General features: G+C 50.6%; 18 protein-coding genes. 7 read left to right on the forward strand and 11 right to left on the reverse strand.

Going from position 1 to position 22,688, the window contains the following annotated elements; all coding sequences use genetic code 11:
• Positions 1-15: 15 nt before the first annotated feature.
• Genes DUW71_RS15580 through DUW71_RS15605 form a run of 6 tightly spaced genes read left to right on the forward strand, consistent with a single transcriptional unit; the run spans position 16 to position 6,300 of the window.
• Entirely contained in the window at positions 16-711 is a 696-nt protein-coding gene (locus DUW71_RS15580) for an RDD family protein (protein ID WP_119396197.1), read from the forward strand.
• Positions 708-1,649 (forward strand): stage II sporulation protein M, encoded by a 942-nt coding sequence (locus DUW71_RS15585; protein WP_119396198.1) that lies wholly within the window; start codon positions 708-710, stop codon positions 1,647-1,649. The genes DUW71_RS15580 and DUW71_RS15585 overlap by 4 nt, the downstream gene beginning before the upstream one ends.
• Positions 1,639-3,027, forward strand: coding sequence for a hypothetical protein (locus tag DUW71_RS15590; protein ID WP_119396199.1), 1,389 nt, complete (start codon positions 1,639-1,641; stop codon positions 3,025-3,027). Before DUW71_RS15585 ends, DUW71_RS15590 begins: the two co-directional genes overlap by 11 nt.
• Complete coding sequence (locus DUW71_RS15595) at positions 3,027-4,100, forward strand: DUF4350 domain-containing protein (protein WP_119396200.1); 1,074 nt, start codon at positions 3,027-3,029, stop codon at positions 4,098-4,100. Before DUW71_RS15590 ends, DUW71_RS15595 begins: the two co-directional genes overlap by 1 nt.
• On the forward strand, positions 4,097-5,029 hold the full coding sequence (locus DUW71_RS15600; RefSeq protein ID WP_199671247.1) for an AAA family ATPase: 933 nt from the start codon (positions 4,097-4,099) through the stop codon (positions 5,027-5,029). Before DUW71_RS15595 ends, DUW71_RS15600 begins: the two co-directional genes overlap by 4 nt.
• Positions 5,026-6,300: a DUF58 domain-containing protein gene (locus tag DUW71_RS15605; protein ID WP_119396202.1), complete on the forward strand. Its 1,275-nt coding sequence runs from the start codon at positions 5,026-5,028 to the stop codon at positions 6,298-6,300. The genes DUW71_RS15600 and DUW71_RS15605 overlap by 4 nt, the downstream gene beginning before the upstream one ends.
• Before the next feature lie 604 nt (positions 6,301-6,904).
• On the opposite strand, the gene DUW71_RS15610 is transcribed toward DUW71_RS15605, so the two are convergent.
• The 8 genes from DUW71_RS15610 to DUW71_RS18110 all read right to left on the reverse strand — a co-directional run bounded on the left by DUW71_RS15610 (position 6,905) and on the right by DUW71_RS18110 (position 20,060).
• Positions 6,905-7,984 carry an OmpA family protein gene (locus DUW71_RS15610; protein ID WP_119396203.1) on the reverse strand — a complete coding sequence of 360 codons (1,080 nt, stop codon included), beginning with the start codon at positions 7,982-7,984 and terminating at the stop codon, positions 6,905-6,907.
• Positions 7,981-14,607 carry a putative Ig domain-containing protein gene (locus DUW71_RS15615; RefSeq protein WP_119396204.1) on the reverse strand — a complete coding sequence of 2,209 codons (6,627 nt, stop codon included), beginning with the start codon at positions 14,605-14,607 and terminating at the stop codon, positions 7,981-7,983. The genes DUW71_RS15610 and DUW71_RS15615 overlap by 4 nt, the downstream gene beginning before the upstream one ends.
• Before the next feature lie 900 nt (positions 14,608-15,507).
• Complete coding sequence (locus DUW71_RS15620; RefSeq protein WP_119396205.1) at positions 15,508-16,434, reverse strand: hypothetical protein; 927 nt, start codon at positions 16,432-16,434, stop codon at positions 15,508-15,510.
• 10 nt (positions 16,435-16,444) lie between these two features.
• The gene (locus DUW71_RS15625) at positions 16,445-17,350 is read right to left on the reverse strand and encodes a lipoprotein (RefSeq protein WP_119396206.1); all 906 of its coding nucleotides are present in this window, start codon (positions 17,348-17,350) and stop codon (positions 16,445-16,447) included.
• 164 nt (positions 17,351-17,514) lie between these two features.
• Complete coding sequence (locus DUW71_RS15630) at positions 17,515-17,754, reverse strand: alpha/beta fold hydrolase (protein ID WP_158584172.1); 240 nt, start codon at positions 17,752-17,754, stop codon at positions 17,515-17,517.
• A 23-nt stretch (positions 17,755-17,777) separates the two neighbouring features.
• On the reverse strand, positions 17,778-18,383 hold the full coding sequence (locus DUW71_RS15635) for a DsbA family protein (protein ID WP_119396208.1): 606 nt from the start codon (positions 18,381-18,383) through the stop codon (positions 17,778-17,780).
• Between the two features lie 170 nt (positions 18,384-18,553).
• Positions 18,554-18,925 carry an NUDIX domain-containing protein gene (locus tag DUW71_RS15640; RefSeq protein ID WP_119396209.1) on the reverse strand — a complete coding sequence of 124 codons (372 nt, stop codon included), beginning with the start codon at positions 18,923-18,925 and terminating at the stop codon, positions 18,554-18,556.
• A 754-nt stretch (positions 18,926-19,679) separates the two neighbouring features.
• On the reverse strand, positions 19,680-20,060 hold the full coding sequence (locus DUW71_RS18110) for a VF530 family protein (protein WP_407690499.1): 381 nt from the start codon (positions 20,058-20,060) through the stop codon (positions 19,680-19,682).
• Between DUW71_RS18110 and DUW71_RS15650 the strand changes: the two genes are divergently transcribed.
• Entirely contained in the window at positions 20,059-20,937 is an 879-nt protein-coding gene (locus DUW71_RS15650; RefSeq protein WP_119396210.1) for a TIGR01212 family radical SAM protein, read from the forward strand. The two genes, DUW71_RS18110 and DUW71_RS15650, sit on opposite strands and share 2 nt — an antisense overlap.
• Here the strand turns inward: DUW71_RS15650 and DUW71_RS15655 are convergent.
• From DUW71_RS15655 to DUW71_RS17895, 3 genes are all read right to left on the reverse strand, one after another.
• Entirely contained in the window at positions 20,920-21,435 is a 516-nt protein-coding gene (locus DUW71_RS15655) for a DUF805 domain-containing protein (RefSeq protein ID WP_158584174.1), read from the reverse strand. The genes DUW71_RS15650 and DUW71_RS15655 overlap by 18 nt on opposite strands.
• A 63-nt stretch (positions 21,436-21,498) precedes the next feature.
• Positions 21,499-22,044, reverse strand: coding sequence for a DUF805 domain-containing protein (locus DUW71_RS15660; RefSeq protein ID WP_119396212.1), 546 nt, complete (start codon positions 22,042-22,044; stop codon positions 21,499-21,501).
• Positions 22,045-22,490: 446 nt separating this feature from the next.
• The coding region (locus tag DUW71_RS17895; RefSeq protein WP_233546169.1) for a hypothetical protein at positions 22,491-22,688 on the reverse strand (198 nt) is incomplete at its 5' end.

The raw sequence follows: 22,688 nt of genomic DNA on the forward strand, positions 1-22,688 counted from the left end.
TGTTAAGGACGCACAGTGCAGTCAGCCGATTTAATTAAAAACGAAACGGATATAGAAACCGCGGAAGGCGTGCGCTTACCCTTGGTGCCTGCCGGTGTCGCAGTGCGCGGTTTAGCCTTTGCCCTCGACCTGTTGTTCCAAGGCGTATTGCTGTTTGCCGTTGGTATCGCTAGCGCCGCTGCAGGGCTAGCCGGTGGTGGTATCTTTCTGTTAATCCTGTTTTTGACCTGGTGGTTCTACGGTGTGTTCTTCGACATGCTGTTAAACGGCCAAACCTTGGGCAAAAAAATTGTTGGCATTCGCACCATTCGCGATAACGGCTCGCCCATTACCCTAGATGCCTCAATTGTGCGCAATTTATTGCTAGCCGCCGATTTTCTGCCGTTTTTATGGATAGGTGGTTTGTTCAGCATGGTGCTCACCAAAAACAGCCGCCGCTTAGGTGACCTGGTTGCCGGCACTATAGTGATTTACCAACAAAAAGTTGTACGCACTGAGCTGACTAACAGCCAGCAAGCCGCTCAGCTAGACCTGCCATTAACTGCCAGCGACCAACAAGCTCTGCTTAGCTTTGCTGAGCGATTTGAGCAGATTTCGCCAGGCCGTCAAGCCGAGTTAGCCAATATTCTAGCGCCGCACATTCAAAACCCAAGTGGCGAGCCGGCCCAGCAACTACGTGACTTAGGCGCTCGTATTGGAGGCAAGTCATGAAGCAGGCACAGTTTGAACAACTACATCGCAGCACCTGGCAAGCCCAGCAAGAAGCTGCGACCAAAAAACAACTACCCGCTAATTTTGGCCAGCAACACCGACAAATTTGCCAGCACTTAGCGCTGGCTCGTGCCCGCTACTATAGCTTGGCGCTGATTACCGAGCTTGAACAGCTGGTGCAACAGAGCCACCAAAGACTGTACCGCCAAAGTAGCCGCTGGTTTGCCCTAGTGCGCCTAGTATTTATTGAGTTTCCTCGCCAACTGCGAAGCGACTGGCGTTACTTTATGGTGTCGTTAATTGCCTTTATTGCCCCGGGTGCCATTGCTTGGCTGTTGCTCGACCTGGAGATTGTCAGCATCTACCAGCTTATTCCGGCGCAAATGGTGTCGGATATTGGTGCTATGTATAACCCAGAGGTGGAAAACATTGGTCGCGTTCGCCAGTCAGACACCGACATTTATATGTTTGGTTTCTACATCTGGAACAATGTGGGCATCGCCCTGCGCTCATTTGCCTACGGCATCACGGGCGGCGTGGGCGCCTTATTTATCATGTTCAATAATGGCTTATTTATTGGCTCGATTTTTCAGCACATTACCGTCGTTGGCTACCACACCACCTTCTGGCCATTTGTCATTGGCCACGGGTCGTTTGAGCTTACTGCCATTGTGATTGCCGGAGCAGCAGGCTTGCGCTTAGGTTGGGCATTAATTAGCCCGGGTCAGCTACCTCGCCTTGAGGCACTGAAACTAAGCGCCCAGAAAGCCATGGTGCTGATGTATGGCGTGATCTTTATGCTGCTTGTGGCGGCCTTTATCGAAGCCTTTTGGAGCTCGACCGCCAGCCTTGGGGTGTGGCCAAGAATAACCGTGGGTGCCATGTTATGGGCGTTAGTGATTGGTTGGTTAACCTTGGGAGGCCGTCGTGCAAATTGAGCAATTTCGCCTGGACGCCAAGCCCAGAACCGGCTGGCAGACCCTCGACCTTGGTGTGCAATTAGCCAAACAAAATTATTGGGCACTATTTCTGTGGTTTATGTTACCAGCGCTTGCGGTTGGCACCTTAGTGAGCTGGTTGTGGACACCCATGGCTGGCTACCTTGTGGCTTGGTGGCTCAAGCCCTTATGGGAGCGCCCCGGCATGCTTATTTTGTCGGAGCGAATTTTTAATGGCCACACGCCAGCGCGCACAAGACTAAAATCTCTGCATAAGATATACGGCCAACAAATTTTTGCGTCATTGTTATGGCGACGCTTCTCGCCAACCCGCACTTTTGACATGCCGGTTATGCTGTTAGAAGGCCTTAAAGGAAAACGCCGCAGTCAGCGCCTGCGCCAACTACACGGCAATGTTTTTGGCCAAAGTGCATGGTGGTTGCTACTACTGGTAAACCTAGAGTTTGCAGTCATGATTGCAGCTTCATCGGCCGTTTGGTTGCTGCTGCCGCAAGGCTTGCAACCCGACTTCGATTTGTATTTTGTTCTCACTGATCAATATGAAATGCTGTCATCTTTTGCCTTCTTGGTTGCCGCTGGACTCATTGCGCCATTCTTCATTGCTGGCGGCTTTGCTTTGTATATTCAACAGCGCATTCACCTAGACTGCTGGGATGTGCAAATTGCCTTTAGCCGCATGGCGAACCGTGCCAAAGCTCGCAATGCGACAACGTTATCCGCACTATTCTTGGCCGGTGCCTTGTTGATGCCTACCCAAGACAGCCACGCCACCGAGCTTAGCGAAGCTAAAGATGTGGTAGAACAAGTGCTGGAGAGTGATGAATTTACCAGCACTCAAACCTTTTGGTACCCAGACTTTAGCCGCCTTGGCATCGACATTTTGGATTGGTTTGAATTCAACGACCAATCCAATACCGACTTGCCAAATTTAAGCGGCTTAGCTTTGGTGGTAGAAATACTGCTGTGGCTAGTACTGGCAGCACTGATTATTTGGGCCGGCTACTGGCTGTTGAAAAAAATACCTTATGGTAAGCGCCGACAGCTAGCCAAAGCACAAGTAAACCAAACGGCCAGCACCTGGCATCAGTTTGATTGGCCAGCACTAAGAGCTGGTGGCAACCCACGAGCATTGTTACAAGCTCTGCGACTACTGGCCAACCAAAACCTACAAGCCAACGTGCCGCTTAGTCACTGCTTAACTGAAACCGAGCTCGCTAAACATGGTATCGACAAGGCGCAACAGTTTTGGCTCACCGAGCTCGCCAAACAAATTGAGCAGGTTGCCTGGGCGCAGCAAATGAGCGAGCAGCAGGCGATTGATAATTTACTGCAGCACAGCCCTTGGGAGGTTAAATAATGAAACGTTTAACCTGGTGGCAGTGGGCATTGATCGGCGTTACCTTGGCTTTGTTGGCATTTTTTGCCTTGGTGCCAGAGTGGAAAAAACAAACCATCGACACTGGCTTTAGTGACGCAGCGCTGCGGAACCCGTTTTTGGCCACCCAGCGCCTAGCCGAACAAAGCAATGGCAGTTTTTATGTAACCCGTGAGCTAAAAATAACTGACGACGTGCTCGACCAGTACAACACGCTGGTACTGCAAAACACCTACGCCATGCTCAACCAGCGGCAAGTAGAAACCCTAACCACCTGGCTGCACCAGGGCGGGCGACTCATTATCTCCGGCTACACCCCCGACCTCAATGCACGAGCGGTAAACGACGAACTGTTTGCCCACCTCAACATTGAAGTATTGGCAGCCAATGATGAGATGACTGAAGATGTGCTAGCAGGCTTTTTGTTTAGCGAGCAATGCGGCGGCAATTATTCCGACGATGACATGCTCTACGTGGACGACTATGCCCTGCTGATGGATTTTTACTCCAACACCCGATACTACTCGATCAAGCGCGATCAAACCGCACACGCTTTGGTGCGCACCTATGGTGCTGGCGACGTGGTGATGATGCCTGACCTAATGCCGTTTAGTAACTTCAACATTCTCTGCGCCGACCACGCCGAAGCTGTATGGGCACTATTTAACGACCGCAACACATTGTGGATTTGGGCAGCCCCGGCGAGCAACTGGCTGAAAACACTGGTAAACGCCCTACCAATCACCACAACTATAACCTTACTCACTTTATTATTGTGGCTGTGGCGGCGCGCTGCACGGGTTGGCCCGGCACGCCAGCTCGCTACACCAGAGCGTCCAGCCATTACCCAGCACCACAGTGCCTTAGCAACCAAGTTATGGCAGCAGGGTGATAAAGAAGCTTTTGCCGAGTTAATTGGCCCGCTGATGCGTTATGTCAAACGCACACTTAGCCACGACGATTACCAAACTTTGCAGCCTTACAGTACCCCGCAAAACGACGGCGAGCTGTTAACGCTATACAAACGATTACAACAACTAGGAGTGTTGCGATGACCCAGCACACACAATTAGCAGCCCTGCGAGCGCAGCTGCAAAATGTATTTATCGGCCAGGAAGCCGTAGTGGAGCAAACCCTGGTGTGCTTATTGGCCAATGGCCACATGCTACTCGAAGGCGTGCCGGGACTTGGCAAAACCTTGTTAGTGCGAGCGCTATCGAAGTCGATGTCGTTAAAACCTGGCCGCATCCAATTTACCCCAGACCTACTGCCCAGTGACGTAACCGGCCATACCCTCTACGACATGGGGGCCAGCAAGTTTGTGACACGCCCAGGGCCGGTGTTCTGCAACCTATTACTGGCAGATGAAATCAACCGAGCACCAGCCAAAACTCAGGCAGCGTTGCTGGAAGTCATGCAAGAACGGCAAGTCACCATTGAAGGGCGCGTTTACCCGCTGGAAGGCAGCTTTATGGTCATTGCCACCCAAAACCCCATTGAACAAGATGGCACCTACCCGCTGCCAGAAGCCGAACTTGACCGCTTTTTACTAAAGGCCAACATCGACTACCCAGACCATGCCAGCGAACTGGCATTGGCCCAAGGTAAAGCCGAGCCGAACCTAACAGAACTAAAAGCCGTGGTAGACCAAGCAACCGTCAGCGAATTACAGGCGGCCTGCAGTGCCATTACCATCGACGACAAGCTCGCCACTTATGCGGTAGACATCGTTCGGGCCACGCGCTCGCATGCAGCACTCATGGTGGGTGCCGGCCCACGTGCCAGCATTAACTTGGTGAAAGCTGCCAAAGCACGCGCCATGCTGCACGGCCGCGATTATGTCACCCCAGACGACATTAAAATTCTTGCACCGGCCGTGTTACGCCACCGCGTGCGCGTTGCACCAGAATACGAGTTTGACGGCCAAGACGCCGATCAAGTAGTTGCCCAATTAATTAGCCAGCAGCACGCGCCAACGCCATGAAGCGACTGAACTTCGTACCCAGCGCTCGCCAAACCTGGCTATGGTTAGCCTGCGCCGTGAGTGTATTTTTACTGGAGCTGCTAGCACTGCGCCCCGTCGCACTGGTGTTACTCAGCCTAGTGGGGCTGGCCGCCCTAGCCGACTTACTGGCTGGCTGGCAACTGCCGTCTGTAAGTTGGCATCGACAACTGCCACCAACGTTAATTCGTGGCAGACAAGGTGAGGTGAGCCTGACGCTGGTAAACGAAAGTAACAGCAAATGGCAGGTGCGCTTGTTGGATAACCTGCCCAACGCCCTATTAGCGGATGTACCGGTTGAGCAATGCGAGTTGACCCAATCACAAACCTTCCGCTATACCGTGCAGCCTTGGCAGCGGGGGGATTATCAGCTAGACAAGGTATATAGCCAATGGGCTAGCCCGCTAAAACTCTGGTGGCGCGCCCGCCAAGACAGCGTACCGGCAACCATTCGTGTGGTACCCAATGCCCTAGCCACCGCCAGCCAACTGCCTGGCATTGCCCTGCGCCGTGCTGGCGCATTGCGTCAGCGCCGCCAAGGCAATGGTACAGAGTTCCTCCAGCTGCGCGATTGGCAACAAGGCGAATCGGCGCGCCAAATCGACTGGAAAGCCAGCGCCCGCCGCCACCGCTTGATTGCCAAAGAAACCGAAGTAGAACGTGATCAGCAGTTGATATTCTTGCTCGACACCGGCCCTGCCATGTCTTACCGCGACGAGCACAGCAGCCTGCTCGACCACGCCTTGGATGCGGCGTTATTTATTGCCAGCGACGCCATGAAACATGGCGACGCCGTTGGCGTTGCCAGCAGCAACCTCTGGATAGCCCCACAAGCCGGACGCAAAGGCTTAGTACAAATTGCCGATCAATGCAGTCAACTGCAAACCCAAGAAAGTGGCAGCGACCTCTACAGCGCCGCCCAAACCATAGTGCAGCACAGCCGCCGTGGCACCATGGTGATCATTTTGACCAGTGGCGAGCAAAGTAGCGAGCTACTCACCAGCGCCCAAACTTTGCTTGAGCAAAACCACCACAAAGTCATGATGGCTGCCCTCGATAATCCAGAACTAGCAGGCATGATTGAAACAGCCGACAACATGGACGACATCCGCACCGCCCTATCGCTCGCCAGCGACCGGCGCCAGCAAATCGACCAACTGAGCCAACGCAGCAACCTAGTACACAGCGACCCCAAAACCTTCGCCGTCAAACTACTCGCCCAATGGCAAGTATTCAGAGCGAATGCGAGGTAGATGCCTACTAGGCTTGTAAATCACGAGCGCGCGAGTGTTTGCAGACACGATGTGGCACCCAACAACCCCACTAACCCACGTTGCCCGACGCAAAAACACGCGTCGTACAACCTACGCTTGGGAAACAACAACCCCAGCGATACATGTCCGCAAGCGAATCATGCTCCTGCGATTCGCCCTTACGGACATCCTTGTCCGCAAACATTCGCTGCGCGAATGATTTACGGACCTACGAAGTTTGTAGGTCTGTAAATCACGAGCGTGCGAGTGTTTGCAGACACGACGTGGCACCGAATAACCCCACCAACCCACGTTGCCCGACGCAAAAACACGCGTCGTACAACCTACGATGGGGTTTGGAAAATAATGATGGCGGCGATACATGTCCGCAAGCGAATCATGCTCCTGCGTGCGGCACGGTCTGGGCTGTGACTAGCATCCCTGCTGTGTGTTCCAGCCATGCCATCCATGGCATGTCGTTCATCACTTCAAACGCAGTGCGTTTGATTGCTGCGCAACCGTTCTTCACCCTTGTCCGCAAACATCCGCTGCGCGAATGATTTACGGACCTACGAAGCATTGCAATGTTTTGGCGAGGCGGTTTTTACTCAACAAATACTTCCACAACCCGCTCAAGCTCTGCTTGGCCACCGGTGGCATCACCCATGGCTATGGCTTGAATACGCGCATTGTCGATGCCTACTTGCACTAAATAATCGCGCACGGCGGCAACACGGAACTCAGACATATACTGGTTGGTTTCAGCATCCGGCCAGTCTGCGGCGTAGCCAATTAACACTACGGTGGCAGTGGGTTGTTCAACTAGGAAGTCAGCAAGCTGCTGCACCTGCTGTTGACCAGGCAGTTGACGCGATTGCTCGGCAAACTCAATGCGCTGGTCCTCGAACACGGGGTCAGGCTCAATTACCGGTTCTGGCGCTTCAATTGGCTCTGCTGGTGGTTCAACTATTGGTTCGACCAGTGTCTCAGCTACCGGTTCAACTGTCGCTTCTACTTCAGGCATAGGCTCAGCAACTGGCTGCTCAGCCCAGCCAGCAAATGGTCGCCATTGCACACCTACACTGGCGACTTGCACGATTTCATCATCAAGGCCATAAGCCTGCCATGCACCTGTTACCGACCATTGCTGGCTAATTTGATAGCCCACAATTGGTGAAAACAGCCAACCAAACTGTTCTTGCTCGTGTTTGGCAACCTGTTCATCAGCATTGCTTAACGAATAGCTTTGCTGCCAATACGTTGGGCCTGCGCTAACCCCAAGCGAGAGCTTAGGCACGAACGCATTGGTGGCAACCTGCAGTGCTAAGGCGGCACCGCGGCCCGATTCTGGGTGCACCAGAGCCATAGCATCGTAAAAATCTTGCTGTTCAGCTTGTGGAACGTTGGCGCTGTAATCAAGATTGACCGCCCCTAAATCGAAATACGACAAACTTGAGGCAACAGTCAATGAGTCGGCGGTTAGCCAGTCGTAGCCAACACCTAGTTGCCAAGCGAAGCGTTGGTTGGTAACCGCATCCACCGCTGCGCCCAGTTCATCTGCTTGGGTATCGTAATCACTGCTAGTCAACGCCATGGCATAACCGGCATCGCCGGTTAGCCAAAGGTTATCAAGCGCTAGCGCTGGGGTGACCGCGGCAACTGTTATAAGCATTAGCTTTTTCATGCGCGACCTCCACGACGATTCGCCACAAACATAAGTAGGAACAGCACCCAAAGCACTGGGTTAAACGCACCGGTTTGAGTTGTATTTGAGCCCGACACTGACACCACATTGGCCGTGCTCACGCCACCTGGGTCAACAATTGCCCCGTTAGCAATACCGTCGGCGTCGTTGGCGCCACCGTCTTGCAAGGTTAGTTGCACACAGTAGTAGCCTTCAACTAAGCCTGGTTGCCAAACATCGCCACCCGGCGGTGGGCATACGCCCAGCGTACCTGGCGCCGAATGCAACGCATTGTAGGCATCTTCAACAAACAGCCGCCAAGCACCATTAATGAACTTACGGTACACCGCCTCAGCAGGAATAGCTTGAGTTTGCGGCACCACCACCTGCACCGACTGACCGACCGTTGGTAGCTCTTTGATTTCGAAGTCAACAATGCTGCCGGTATTGGTGAAGAATTCGTCATCCAGTAGAGCATCATTATTAGCGATATCGGCATCGCTCAAGCGTGCACCGCCTTTTTCTGACAGCAGAGAATTAGCACCCAAGTTGCACTTCACACCCGGCTGGCATTCAACCAGAAACTGCTCCGACTCGACCGCTACCTGCTGCAGAATATTGCGCTCGGCAATGGCATCCAGATAGTCGGGAATACCATCGCGGTCTGTATCGCCGGCGCCTTCGTCGGCGTCATTAATGCCGTCTCCATCTTGGTCGGAACCTGTTGGTAGCGCAGTTGGTTCTGCGACCACTTTAAAGAATACGCTCTCACTGCGACGCGCCCCGGCGCTGTCGGTCACCTCCACAGCCACACGATATGCGCCCAGTTCCAGCGTATTTGGGTCGATGGTCAGCAACGAGTCATCACCATCACTGTCCAATTTCGCAGCATTATTAAGCTGCCAGAGATAGCTGTAAGTGTCCTCATTGTTTGGGTCGTTTGGGTCGACAACAGTCGCTTGCACACTGATATCACCGCCATCTTGCGTTGCTTCAATGGTTGTAACCGCGTTCTGCGTCACCGATAAGGACACCTGCGGCGCGACGTTTTCTTCAGTAATCGTGATTTGCTGATTAAACTTGGCGCCTAGGCTTACCTGCTCGCTCTCTTGCAAGGTCACCACAAGCGTTTCGTTGGCTTCGGGGACATCGTCTGCCGTAATGCTAACAGCGGTTGCCACCTCGGTTGTGCCATCAAACTCAAATTCACCCGCCACCAGATTGTGGTCTTCAGTGCTCGCGGTTGACTGTTCGCCAATCACAAACGGTACTATGACTGGGTAACTTGGTGCTTCGCCATTCAGAATGGCCGTCACCGGCACCTGGCTGCCCTCAAATGCGATTAGATCTGGCGCTAGTGATACCAGCGGCCAAACATCAACTTGCTGCACAACCGTTACATCACCTGCTAACACCCATTCAACTTGATGACGACCCGGTTTGAGGTTTAGTTGGCCGTTTTTCATGCCAGTAATACTAAGGTTGTTGGTCAGCTCAGTACCTGCCGTGGCAAACAGTTCATTGAGTGCCTGCGTTTGTGCTTCAGCATTGGCATCAGCTGCCAAGCCCAGTAGCTGGGCTTGGTTCAGCGATGTAATAATGCCAGTAGCCGACAAGCTAACGCTTGGTATATCCACCACGCGCACGGTTAACTCAAACTCTGGCAAGGTTGATTGAGCTATGCCATCACTCACCACAAGTTCAATGGATATGACACCGGCATCGGTAGCCGAAGGCGTGCCTGTTAGCGCACCGGAGCTTGTATCAAGCGTTAGCCATTCTGGTAAATCTGACGCTGAGACCGCTAGCGTGTCGCCGTCAACGTCGCTAATGGTTGGCACAAACTCATACGGCACACCGGCGTATGCCAAGGTTGATGGTGTTCCAGAAATCAGCGGTGCATCATTGGTGTTACTGACCGTAATAGTAAAGCTTTGCGTGTCGGTTGCATCGCTGCTGTCGGTCGCTACCAGCACCACATTATGAGTGCCTAGATGGTCATTGGTTGGGGTACCACTTAACACGCCAGTTGCGCCATTGAACGTTAACCAACTTGGTAGCGTGGTGGCCGATATACTAACCGTATCACCGGTATCCTCATCGCTTGCTGTCAGCGTGTAAGTGTAAGCACTGTCTTCGGTGGCGGCAGTAACGGCTATTGAGGTAATCACTGGCACATCGTTCGTGTTGCTGACCGTAACAGTAAAGCTTTGCGTGTCGGTTGCGTTGTCGCTGTCTGTGGCCACCAGCACCACATTATGAGTGCCTACATGATCGTTCGTTGGCGTACCACTTAGCACACCCGTGCTGGCATTAAAGCTTAACCAGTCTGGCACGGTCGTGGCCGATAGCGTCACTGTGTCACCATCATCCACATCCGTTGCCGTCAGGGTGTAGCTGTAAGCACTGTCTTCTGTGGCGGCGGTCACAGCAGTGGAGGTAATCTCTGGCGCATCGTTAGTGTTAGACACTGCAATGGTAAAGCTTTGCGTATCGGTTGCATCGCTGCTGTCGGTCGCTACCAGTACTACATTATGAGTGCCCATATGGTCATTGGTTGGCGTACCACTTAGCACACCCGTGCTGGCATTGAAGCTTAACCAGTCTGGCAAGGTCGTGGCCGATAGCGTCACTGTGTCGCCATCGTCTGCATCCGTTGCTGTCAGCGTATAGCTGTACGCACTGTCCTCGGTGGCTGTAGTTATGGCAGTGGAGGTGATCTCTGGCGTATCATTAACCGCTGTCACATCAATGGTCAGTGTCGACGAAGATGCACTGTACTCTGTGCCGTCATTAACGCTGAAGGTAAAGCTGGCGTAGGCACTGCCATTTTCATTGTCTGCAGGCGAAAATTGCAAGTCACCATTGTTTATCTGAGAAGCTGTGACCTCATCGTTCACATTTATGGCGTTGCCGTCGAGCGTCAAGCTACCCGCACCCGTTACAGCGTCAATGCGTACTTTTGCCAGCGTATCATTATCATCGTCGCTGTAATTAAAGTCGGCCGCACTAAAGGTGTAAGCCGTATCTTCATCGATCGTGACGGTATTGTCGGAGCTTGTAGGGGCCGTATTCACAATACCACTGAGCACACTACTACTAGCGCTACTTAACCCACCTGAGCTGGCCCGTAGATTAAAGTTTTCTGTGCTGCCGCCTGCGGCGGTATAGGTGATCTCCATGCCCGAGAAGGTGGCGACGCCTGACGAAGGCGTAACGGTTACCGTATTGGCAGAACCATCCTGATCGCTGGTTACCGACATGGTGGCTAAGCCTGCACCATTGACCTCGGCCAGTGTGATATCCGTACTGTAGCCGGTATCCACTACATTATTGGCGTCTTGTGCCGACACCACAGGCACTGTAGTTAAGGTGGTGGCCTCACCGCTGTTTACGGACAGCGGCGCAGGCTGGGTATCAAACACCAATTGGGTAGCAACCACATCCGAGGTCACCGCATTGGCATTTACCGTGGGTAAATTGGTATCGGTGCTGTTTTCATCGTTGGCGGTAAGGGTAAAGCTTTGTTGGTCGGCGGTAGCGGTGTAAATCACATTGGTAAAGGTCGCCACACCGGATACCGCGGCCACATCCACATCACCACTTAAGCTTCCGGCACTGCCTTCCATTAGCGCAATGGTTTCGGCAAAGTCCGTATCCGTATTGCCAACGGCGTCTTGCGCCGTTACCACAGGTTGAGTGGTCAGGCTGTTACCCGATACAGAGCCTGCAGGCTGAGTGGTAAAGGTCATTTGCGTTGCGGTGATATCCACCGTCGAGCCAGTGCCATTGGTAACCGGCGAGGTTGAGCCCATCTGGGTACCAGCGCCGCCCACCGTAACATCCGTATCGCCATCCAGCGAAAGAATAAAGGTATGTCCGTCGGTCAGGTTGGTATTGTCGTTGTAATAGGCATTGATGGTGTAAGTTTCACTGCCACCATTGGCAATGGAAATAGATAAGCCACTAAAGGTGATGGTATCGGCAACCGCATTATAAGTGCCGGTAACATTAGCTACATCTGGGCCATTGAGACGCCAGATTACCTGACCGCGCTCAGCATCGGTTGAGGTGCCTGAGACATTGACCACAATCTCACTGACGGTCATGGCAAGGCCATCACTATTACCGCCGTCACTGAGAGTAAAGTCAAACACATCTACCGCTTCGCCGACCGTATCAATGGTGGATTCCAGACCAACAGGCTCTGTCACTATTGCAGATGCGGTGAGACTGCCGTCGGTATCCGGCGAATCCGTGGTAAAGCTCTGCACACCACCATAGCTCGTGCCAACAGAGTTGGTGGCATAAGCTTGATAATAATAGGTAGTTGCGTTGTTAAGGCCGGAAACGTTTTCGGCAAAACTGCCGGTGCCGGAACCATCGGGGACATCCGTCACCCCGCTTTCGCCTAGCTGTGGCGTGGTATCCGTGCTGGAATAGACAAAGCCCCGTGCACTGACAGCAGCGCCTCCATCATTTGTAACGTTGCCACTGATCGAAGCACTGCTTAAGCCAACGCTACTTGCTGCAGAAGTGGTCAGTGATGGGGTTGATGTTGCGACCGGAACGCCAACCTCAATATTGTTAAAAGAATGCTCTGTAGAAGACTGATCCCCAACATAACCACCACCACTAATATAAACACGTACTTCATCAACATTTTGGAAAGAAGCATTCAGCGTAATTGTCATAGGGTCGTAATTTGCGTCAAAACCGTTAAAGGTTTGTGTGGCTACCTCAGTCCCATCTCGGTACCCTTTAATAGTATTAGTAAATAATGAGCTTTCCCCCCAGTTATAATACTTAAAAGATATAAGGCGAAATTCGCTGCTATCGCTTGAACGAATTAGAAAACCCTTGGAACCACCATTGTTGGGGTTTGTTAAAGCGGAATACGTACCATCATTGCTGCCTAAAAATGATGCGCTGTCTTTCCATTCTAGATTCGCATCTTTTGTTCCATTCATGTGTGAAATCATGAATAGTTCGAAGTTGATATCTGATACATTCAGAGAACCGCCCTCACCATCAGTAGCTGTGTCATCCGAGCTGATATCCGAATCGCTTGTAAAGATTAACGTAGGATTCGAGCTTAATAATACCTCACTCACATCCGTCACCGAAATGGTGATGTCTTGCGTGGTGGTATTGTTAGAACTTTCGCCATCATCGGCCGTTACCGTGACTTGGTATTGGTTGTTTTGGTCGGCATCGGCCGGATTCTCAAAATCGGGAGTCGTTACAAATCGTAGCTCCCCGTTATTGGTATCAATGGTAAAATCGGAGGCATCGGTGCCCGATAAACTGTACGTAACATTGGCGTCGTTTGCGCCCCCATCGCCATCGTTAGCATTAACATCCAATACTACTGTGCTAGTGGCTGTATTTTCTGCTATTGAAGCGGTTGAAGTTGAAGTAAAGGTAGGTGGATTATTTGGAGCTACACTGACCGGTGTAGCGGTAAAGTTTTCGATTTGGAAGTTTTGAGTAGTTCTATTGATTGAAATTACAAACTCAGCGACGCCATTAAGTGGTAATGAGGGTGTAGCTTCAAAGAAGTCAAAAACTGACGTAGGAGAGGTCCCTAGTTGCTTATCATTAGCAAGAGTTAATCGATATATTTCAACACCATTAGAGTTCTTAAACTCTACAGTTGAACCGGCTGGGGATGTTTCAGGAGTGAAAGAGCTAATTCGAATGTCTTGTATAGCAAAAGATGTTGCATTGTTCCCGTCAACCTTAATAGTAAATATATTATTACTCTGGCTTGAAGAGTAAATTCGGGTACCGTCAAACGTGGCATTATTAGACACTACAAAGTATGGCGAGTTTACTCTTTTAAAGCCCGTTCCTCCTGAGTCCGGCGAGCCTAAGCCTGCAAAATTGTATGTCGTAGAGGAAAGCAAGTTGAAATATTTGTTATCTAGCCTAATTGGCTCAAGCAGTTCAAAGTTAATATAAGAATGCTCCAACACCCAATCCCCACCTAATTCGGCGGCTCCAGTTTTATTAGTTGAAGCTGCAATTTGGGGCGTAGTGCTATGGCGTAACTGTTCAATAAACTCACTACCTGCCTCACCCTGGGCTAAGTTGCAGGCGTAAAGCAGTAAGCTACCGTCGTCGCCTAAAACACGCTGCAACCCTGCCGTCAGGGTGTGGTGTTGGGCTAAGGTGTCTGAGGTGAGTTGGTCACCGGCCAGGCGCAGTTCACCCGGCGCACCGTGAGAAAAAATATGTACGGCATCAAATTGTGAGTGGCTGTTTATCTTGTCGGCGAGTGTTGAGGGCGTATCGCTATCGGACAGTCGAATAATATGCGTTTGAGGGCTAAAGGCTGACGCGAGCACCTCTGGGTCTTGCACATCATGGTCAATAATGACCAACTCGCGTTTGTTGACCTCGCTGCTTTGCGAGGGAGTGTTATTTAAACCATTATTACCGCTCTCATCGTGAACATCGGTTGCTATGCTGTCAGCTTCCGCCGCACCATGCTGCGTGGAGGCAATCGTTGGGGTCGAGTACAAACCAGACGCGGCTAAAGCCGGTGTGGCCAGCAACAGGCTAAAGACGATCGAACACGCAACATTCAGAGTGTTGGCATTAAAAATTGCCTGTTTCATGACACCTCCCAGGTTTAACTGCCAATCATCGAACCACGTTGTATTCGCCCTGCTAGCACACCAATATTTTCCCAAATCAACCCCCTATGAGCACCGTTAAACGAACAGCGAATAATGCTCACTTTTCGACCACAAGCAACACGGGAAAACGAGTTTTTTTTTGCTTACCGCACGGAGGAACAAAGAAGAATCATGCTGCCAATTTATTGGCATAGAAATTGTCTTTGTGATTTGGATCACAATTATTTGAGGCCAGCGCACTCTGGGAATTTACACGACTAATGGGGCAAAAAAGTCATTTTTCCGACGCTACACCGTGAGATTCCAACCCGAATCGGCCCAAGCAAGCCGTAACCTAAAGTTTACGTTTTTTCGATAGGTAAGTTTTTGTAGGACTGTAAATCACCAGGTTGTAGGTCTGTAAATCACGAGCGAGCGAGTGTTTGCAGACACGACGTGGCACCCAACAACCCCACCACCCCACGTTGCCCGACGCAAAAACACGCGTCGTACAACCTACGCTTGGGAAATAACGACCCCGGCAATACACGTCCGCAAACATCTGCTGCGCGAATGATTTACGGACCTACGAAGTTTGTAGGTCTGTAAATCACGAGCGTGCGAGTGTTTGCAGACACGATGTGGCGCCCAATTATCGTGGAGATACACGTCCACACCCAACAACCCCAACAACCCCAACAACCCACGTTGCCCGACGCAAAAACAGGCTGCACCAATAGTCTTTTTAGATATTTTTAATAATTATAAAATAATCAATATTTTAATGTAATAAATTACAAATATTGATTTTTAAATTATATAAATTTGTACAACTTTCATTTCGCTGCAGTCTAAATGGTACGGTTCCCCCCACCATTCAATGACCTTTCACATCTGCGTTCACTTTGGTCCCACTTTTTCGAGGGTGAAGAAGTTGGGCTGAAAGTACACCTTGTCGCCAGGTTGCAGATAGTCGAGTTCGGTTGAATAGCGATGCTCCGCCGTTGCCTGTGAGGTGTTGTATACCAGTGGCAAATCGACATAGAACAAGGTTGCTCGCACAAAATAACCAGACTGATCTTGCAAAAACACCGCGCCACTATCTAGGCCAACATTTTCGTAGTTAAGCGAAAACTCTAGTTGTAAGCTGTTTGGCGCCGGTAACAAGCTTTTTAGTTCAAAGTTGGCGGGCGCAAATACGTAGTTTGTGTCGAAGTCTTCAATGACAACAGAAAGGCTACCCGCTTGGGCGTTCAGTTGTGGGTTGATTGTCGCGTATACGGCAGTGTCATTTGGCCCCATGCAAGTGCTAATCACATCAAAGTAGTTATAACTCGTTGTAAGCGCTCTCATCGAGTAGAAATATTCATGGTGCAGCTGCGCGTCATTTGCATCTTTTAGCTGCCAAGAAACGAGCGGGCAAAACACCTCGCCGCTGAGGTTTGTTACCTCAATAAAGGTTGAGCTTTCTGAATCACCTAGCTGGCTAATATAAGCGCGGGTTATTGCTACGCTGCCGTCATCGTTTGCTAAGGTCACTGGCAGGTGCTGTATTTGCCGAGTAGCTGAGTGCTTGCCACATTGCTGATGACTGGCCAATAAGTAGCTGCCATATTGGTCTTGGCGAACGTCGGTTAGTGCTGTGAGCTCGCAAGCGCCATTATTGGTGTTCGCCAGTATTTCTAGCGTTGCACGCTTAGTATTGCTGGCATAGGCTTGGCTACTCTGTTGATGATCTTGGCTTGGTGTTTGCGATATTTGTTCTGCACAAGCGCTAAGCAAAAACGCGCCAGCTAGGGTACACACAGTGAATGAATAATTAGGCATGGTGTGCTCCTCACTGGTTCTTTTGCACAAAGTCAGCCTGAAGGCCGCGTTGCTCAATTTGCATAAGATCTGGATTAAAATAGATTTTATCGCCAAGCTTGAGGCTACCTAGAATGCTAGCGCGCAGGTTTACATGCGCTTCGGGTTGCAGATATACCCGCGTCTTGTCGATGCCAGCAATTCCCCAATGCATAAAGTAACCATTAACGTCTTGAATATATACATACGGAAACACATCTTGCGCCCAATGTAGATGGTCTAGCGTGAACTGCACTTCAATGCTGTTTTGCTGCGCCACGATGCTTTGCAGTTGGTAACCGGTCGGACGATACTCCCCCCCAGACCAGCTTGGACGTGCCGTTAAGTTAATGGCACTCAACCTGTCACCTTCACTAAAGATCGTTTCGCTCAATATGGCACGCTCACCAGGACCAATGCACAGGCTCGAATTGCGACGGTAATCATAGGAAGCAGGTTTTAGTCTTAAGAAGTGACCGTAGCCGAAATCAATAACGCTACCTTGCTGGTCTAAAAAGCTAATTTCAAAATCGGGGCACACTATATCGGTATTCGATGGATTGCTTACTTCAATAAACACATCACCAAACGATGCCTGTGTAGATACAGTGGAGTAGTAAGCACGCGAAATCGTCAGCGGGTTGTCACCTTGCACCTTATTCACAGGTAGATCTTGCACAACCCGCACACGCTGATCTTCGCAGGTTACGCTAGTGACGGTTACATACTGCCCAAACTTGTCTGTTTGCACGTTAGTGAGCGCCTCACTCAGCATCGACGTTTCGCAGTCAGGGCTGTTAGTCGGCGTACCAGAAGCAGCACCACTGACGCTTGGACCAGTGTCGCTGCAGGCTGCCAAAGCCACTAGGGCAAATAGCGCTATGAGTATTCGTTTCATGAACATGTCCTTTTGCTTATTGGGCACAGGTTATCATGAATCGAATGCGTACAATCGACGAAGAACACAGTCTAAATGAGTAAGCAGTAAAAGTCGGACGTTTTTGCAAACGACCGTTGATCAGCATCACCTAGTCAAGCCACTGAGCAATACCTTGCATCAGCTCATTTGGGCATTTTTTCTTCTACGTACACGGCAGCATCGACAAACACCACGCCTTCAAAGCGCTCGGGTGCAACAGCAAGCGCATGGGTGGCAATCACGCCGCCAAAGCTATTACCTACCAGCACAACATTTTGTGCATCAAGCTGGTCCAGCAAAGCAATCAGTCGGCTAACCGACGCATCAAGTGAATAAAACTCGCTTGCCTGTAATAAGAAAGACAACGACGGGTGTTGCTGCATGAAGACCACGGGCATTATGGGGTTTATTCTAACGAAGCCACATATTCAACAAGCTTTGCGAGCTGCTCGGGTGTGCTGACTGAACCACGGTTGATTTGGTACTTACCATTAACAATTACCGTTGGCACGCCTTTTAGTTTGGCTTCAATGGCCTGCTTTCGTTGTTGCGCTTGCAAGCCTTGTACCGCGAAGCTTTCCGCCGCAGCGTCGAAGTCTTGTGCGGTTACCCCTGCACTCAGAAAGATGTCACGCACGTCAGCGCGGCTTAAACTGCGCCGCTCGGTATGAATGGCGTCAAAAATAATCGGTGCGGTTTGCTGCTCTACTTGTAACAGCTTGCCCATTGAGCGTGCCCAGGTCATGTCGGCACCGTTGCGACCAACAAAGTCGACATGGGTGTGCGTCACGTTAATGTCCGAGCCACTGGCTTGCAGCTCACCGAGCATTGCTTCATACACAGGATCAAATACACTGCAATGGCTGCAGTTATAGCTAAAGTACAGTCTAACTTCGGCGCTTTCAGTGGCATTGTCACTAATTCGTTGATAATGCTCACCGTCGTTAAATTCGCCAGCATAAACGCTGACTGAAAATAGGCTGATGGCAAGTACTGCTAATAGTTGTTTCATGGCGATTACTCTTCACATGGTTGGGCGTTACGGAATAGCCGTTGCCTCTTGCTTTTAAATAGCATATGCCATGTTTAAATACCTACCGTGATTTGCATCAAGCAGTTTTAAGTGTGCAACGATGCCAGTGCCGCACTATGTGCTGTGGTTCGCTTTTTGGGCCAAATAACCTACAAGCTTAATGTTTGAAGCACTTGCTCGGCATGAGGAATTCGCTTGCTGGGTAGTGCACTGGTAGGAAACCATTGCAGGTCGGCACACAAAACAGGTTCTTTATTGGTGGGCTTGCCTTGCCAGCGGTCACAGGCAAAGTAGTGAAGTGTGTTGCCTTGCTCGTCTTGCAGGCTTAATGGGCCAGATAGGCGTGTTGGGCAGACACCAATTTCTTCTATGCATTCACGCTGAGCAGCACCAGCTAGGCTTTCGCCAGGCTCTACTCGCCCGCCAGGGAATGCCCACAAATTATTGCTGTGCTCAACATTTTGGCGCAACCCCATTAGTACTCTTTCATTTTCAATAAACACAACCTGCACAACGTTCATAACGCCTCCTGCTTACTGTACGTTACGCAGCGGCGAGTACTTAGATTGTTGCCATTAATAGAGGTAGGTGTGTACGTTCAACGCATTGCCGAGTGTAGGTTTTACGAACCGAAGGTTCGGGAAACAAGATGTGGTGGCAATACATGTTGCCCAACGCAAAAACACGCGTTGTACAACCTACGGGTGTTTCGATGCATTCGGGTTTGGGCGTAGGTTTTACGAACCGTAAGGTTTGGGAAACAAGATGTGGTGGCAATACATGTTGCCCGGCGCAAAAACACGCGTTGTACAACCTACGGGTGTTTCGATGCATTCGGGTTTGGGCGTAGGTTTTACGAACCGTAAGGTTCGGGAAACAAGATGTGGTGGCAATACATGTTGCCCAACGCAAAAACACGCGTTGTACAACCTACGGGTGTTTCGATGCATTCGGGTTTGGGCGTAGGTTTTACAAACCGCAGGTTTGGGAAACAAGATGTGGTGGCAATACATGTTGCCCGGCGCAAACACACGCGCCGTACAACCTACGGGTGTTTCGATGCATTCGGGTTTGGGCGTAGGTTTTACAAACCGAAGGTTTGGGAAACAAGATGTGGTGGCAATACATGTTGCCCAACGCAAAAACACGCGTTGTACAACCTACGGGTGTTTCGATGCATTCGGGTTTGGGCGTAGGTTTTACAAACCGAAGGTTTGGGAAACAAGATGTGGTGGCAATACATGTTGCCCAACGCAAAAACACGCGTTGTACAACCTACTCAAAATTCCCCCAAACGCTTTTACTATCGACCTTGGCCTTCGGCTTGTGCGTAGGTTTTTTGTCGAATTTCGGCTCGCGTTTTGGTTTTTCTGGCACAAAATCAGGATGAAAGGTTTCAAGGTACAGCGCTTCTACTTTTTCACGCGCCCAATCGGTGCGGCGTAAAAACTTCAAAGCAGACTTAATGGTGGGGTTCGATTTGAAGCAGTTGATTGGCACAGCGTCCGCCATTGCCTTCCAGCCCAAGGTTTCTTGCAGTTGTTCAACGATATCGGCAAGTTTCACACCATGTAAAGGGTTGTTAGGTTGTTGGTTCATGCTTAGCTGACCTTGGGCAAGGGTTAATATGTGCCAGTAAGATAGCATATCGACCATGAAAACGCTCTCGCAACACCTGAAAGCCCGCTTTGGCCAGCGCGTGCAAAAAATCTCACTGATCGCTCAGTCTACCTGCCCTAACCGGGATGGTACGATCACGCGAGGGGGCTGCACATTTTGTAATAACTATGCGTTTTTTCCCAATGAGTTGTTAAAGCAGCCAATTGCAAAACAACTAACTGATGGCATCGCTCGTTATAAAGAACGAGGAAAAGCGAATAAGTTCTTGGCGTATTTTCAAGCTTATACCAGCACCCACGGTGACCTAGATGCCCTGCTTGCTATGTTTCAGCAGGCAATGGCACATCCAGATGTGGTGGGCTTATGTTTGGGTACTCGGCCTGACTGCTTACCAGAACCCCTATTGCAGTGGTTGAGCGACAAGCAGCAGCGAGGCTATGAAATTTGGCTAGAACTCGGCGTGCAAACCATGCACGACCAGACTCTTGCGCGTGTAAACCGTGGCCACACCTCTGCCAGCACAATTGAAGCCATGCAACGTTGTCGTGCTTATGGGCTGCAAACTTGTGTACATATGATTGCCGGATTACCAGGCGAAACGGTCGCGGATGTGTTGAGCTCTTGGCGGCGTATGCGCACGCTTAAGCCTACAGGTGTTAAATGGCATCCACTGCAGGTTATTAAAGGTACGCAGTTGGCTAAAACCTACCGCCAAGGCAACTATCAGCCATGGAGCGAGCAAACCTACATCGCAACGATTGCGCGAGTGCTACAAGAAACTGATGAACACACGGTTGTGCACCGGTTGTCGGCTAGCCTCAACAAAAATGACTGGCTGCTAGCACCACAGTGGAGCCTAGCCAGTCGCCAAGTGCGTCATCAAATTGTGTCGCAGTTAGAAGCCAGGCAATAACGCATTGCCAACGATGCTTAATACAAAAAGCGCGATGTAGAGAACCAAAGTAATCCAAAACATGCCCACTACCCAGCCATCAGGCTCACCAGGCGATCGGCCCCACTGATTGGTGCTCATATAACCCGGTGCCAGTAGCAAGTACAACGAAAACAAGATGTTTACGATTGGCACAATCATTAATAAGCTCCACCATGAACTTAACCCTACATCGTGGCAGCGACGTCCGGTTGTCCAGCGTGTAACCTGTACCGCCCACACAACAAAGCCGATAAGCATTAACGCAATGAGAAACTTTGCTAATGCATCACCGGCCATAATGAAGCCACCCAGCACCATACCCAGCACGGTGATGACCACCCCATATATGATTGAGTGCAACATCGTATGTGACCAGTACTGCAGGCGGCCAATACGGCCTTTTACTTGGAATATTTCGTCGTCACGAGCGTGAAGAATGTTTAGCTGCGGCTGAGCAGCTCGTCTTTGAGCAGTCATATCGTTCCCTCTCTTCCTTGTAGTAATCATTTGGCGCCCGCCATTTGGGCACCGTCATACCTTTTAAATACTGGACGCAATTAGGATTTGTGCAACGATGGCAAGAACTATGAATGCCATCAGTATCCAAAACACAACTTTTACCCACGTTTGATTTGCCGTAGGCACGCCGCCGTATTGGTTAGCCGTTGCATTACCAGGCGCTAGAATCATGTACAAGCCAAAAATAATGTTCACGAGTGGAATGAAAGACAGCAAAAACAACCAACCAGAGTGGCCAAGGTCGTGTAGGCGGCGGAACACAAGCATCCGAAGTGAATAAACAATTAGCGCGATATAAGAGACAAAAAACACCACATAGCCAATGCTATCGGCAATAGAGTCTGGCAAACCTATAAGGCCTAATACAACGCTAACGATCATGTAAGCAACGCCCATCACTAAAAACACGGCCATCGACGCTAGCGCGAGAGCAGCACCGTATGCAAAGTAGCGCATACGGCCAATGCGACCTTTTGTAGAAAATATGTCTTCGCAGCGCGTATCTACGACTTCTGTTTCCTGTGCATCAGAAAACTCGGGCGTTGCATAAGGATTGTTAATTGTCATTTTTGCTTCCTTGTGAATCGAATCCTGTACAAATAGTAAGCTCAGTGAATAGTTTTGGCAACCGTTTGAATGTTTAAGCTAGGTTGTACCACGGGTGGATTCGCTTCATTGAGGGTTACGGTGTGGGGTTACTGTGTGCCACTTCTTGTCTGCAAACACTCGCGCGCTCGTGATTTACAGACCTACGAAATACACCTGCATAGCTTCCCGTAGGTCCGTAAATCATTCGCGAAGCGGATGTTTGCGGACATGTATCGGCGAGGTTGTTGTTTCCCAAGCGTAGGTTGTACGACGCGTGTTTTTGCGTCGGGCAACGTGGGCCGTCGCGGTCAATCGGTGCCACATCGTGTCTGCAAACACTCGCACGCTCGTGATTTACAGACCTACAACCTCGTGATTTGTAGACCTACGAAATACGCCAGCATTGTTTCCCGTAGGTCCGTAAATCATTCGCGCAGCGGATGTTTGCGGACATGTGTGAAGAACGGTTGCGCAGCAATCAAACGCACTGCGTTTGAAGTGATGAACGACATGCCATGGATGGCATGGCTGGAACACACAGCAGGGATGCTAGTTACAGCCCAGACCGTGCCGCACGCAGGAGCATGATTCGCTTGCGGACATGTATCGGCGAGGTTGTTGTT

It is taken from the genome of Salinibius halmophilus, from assembly GCF_003577475.1.
In the GTDB taxonomy this organism is placed as follows: domain Bacteria; phylum Pseudomonadota; class Gammaproteobacteria; order Pseudomonadales; family Natronospirillaceae; genus Salinibius; species Salinibius halmophilus.

Coding starts and splice junctions, on each gene's coding strand:
- DUW71_RS15585 (WP_119396198.1), top strand. CDS start 708: ATGAAGCAGGCACAGTTTGAACAACTACATCGCAGCACCTGGCAAGCC.
- DUW71_RS15595 (WP_119396200.1), top strand. CDS start 3,027: ATGAAACGTTTAACCTGGTGGCAGTGGGCATTGATCGGCGTTACCTTG.
- DUW71_RS15600 (WP_199671247.1), top strand. CDS start 4,097: ATGACCCAGCACACACAATTAGCAGCCCTGCGAGCGCAGCTGCAAAAT.
- DUW71_RS15605 (WP_119396202.1), top strand. CDS start 5,026: ATGAAGCGACTGAACTTCGTACCCAGCGCTCGCCAAACCTGGCTATGG.
- DUW71_RS15610 (WP_119396203.1), bottom strand. CDS start 7,984: ATGAAAAAGCTAATGCTTATAACAGTTGCCGCGGTCACCCCAGCGCTA.
- DUW71_RS15615 (WP_119396204.1), bottom strand. CDS start 14,607: ATGAAACAGGCAATTTTTAATGCCAACACTCTGAATGTTGCGTGTTCG.
- DUW71_RS15620 (WP_119396205.1), bottom strand. CDS start 16,434: ATGCCTAATTATTCATTCACTGTGTGTACCCTAGCTGGCGCGTTTTTG.
- DUW71_RS15625 (WP_119396206.1), bottom strand. CDS start 17,350: ATGAAACGAATACTCATAGCGCTATTTGCCCTAGTGGCTTTGGCAGCC.
- DUW71_RS15630 (WP_158584172.1), bottom strand. CDS start 17,754: ATGCAGCAACACCCGTCGTTGTCTTTCTTATTACAGGCAAGCGAGTTT.
- DUW71_RS15635 (WP_119396208.1), bottom strand. CDS start 18,383: ATGAAACAACTATTAGCAGTACTTGCCATCAGCCTATTTTCAGTCAGC.
- DUW71_RS15640 (WP_119396209.1), bottom strand. CDS start 18,925: ATGAACGTTGTGCAGGTTGTGTTTATTGAAAATGAAAGAGTACTAATG.
- DUW71_RS15650 (WP_119396210.1), top strand. CDS start 20,059: ATGAAAACGCTCTCGCAACACCTGAAAGCCCGCTTTGGCCAGCGCGTG.
- DUW71_RS18110 (WP_407690499.1), bottom strand. CDS start 20,060: ATGGTCGATATGCTATCTTACTGGCACATATTAACCCTTGCCCAAGGT.
- DUW71_RS15655 (WP_158584174.1), bottom strand. CDS start 21,435: ATGACTGCTCAAAGACGAGCTGCTCAGCCGCAGCTAAACATTCTTCAC.
- DUW71_RS15660 (WP_119396212.1), bottom strand. CDS start 22,044: ATGACAATTAACAATCCTTATGCAACGCCCGAGTTTTCTGATGCACAG.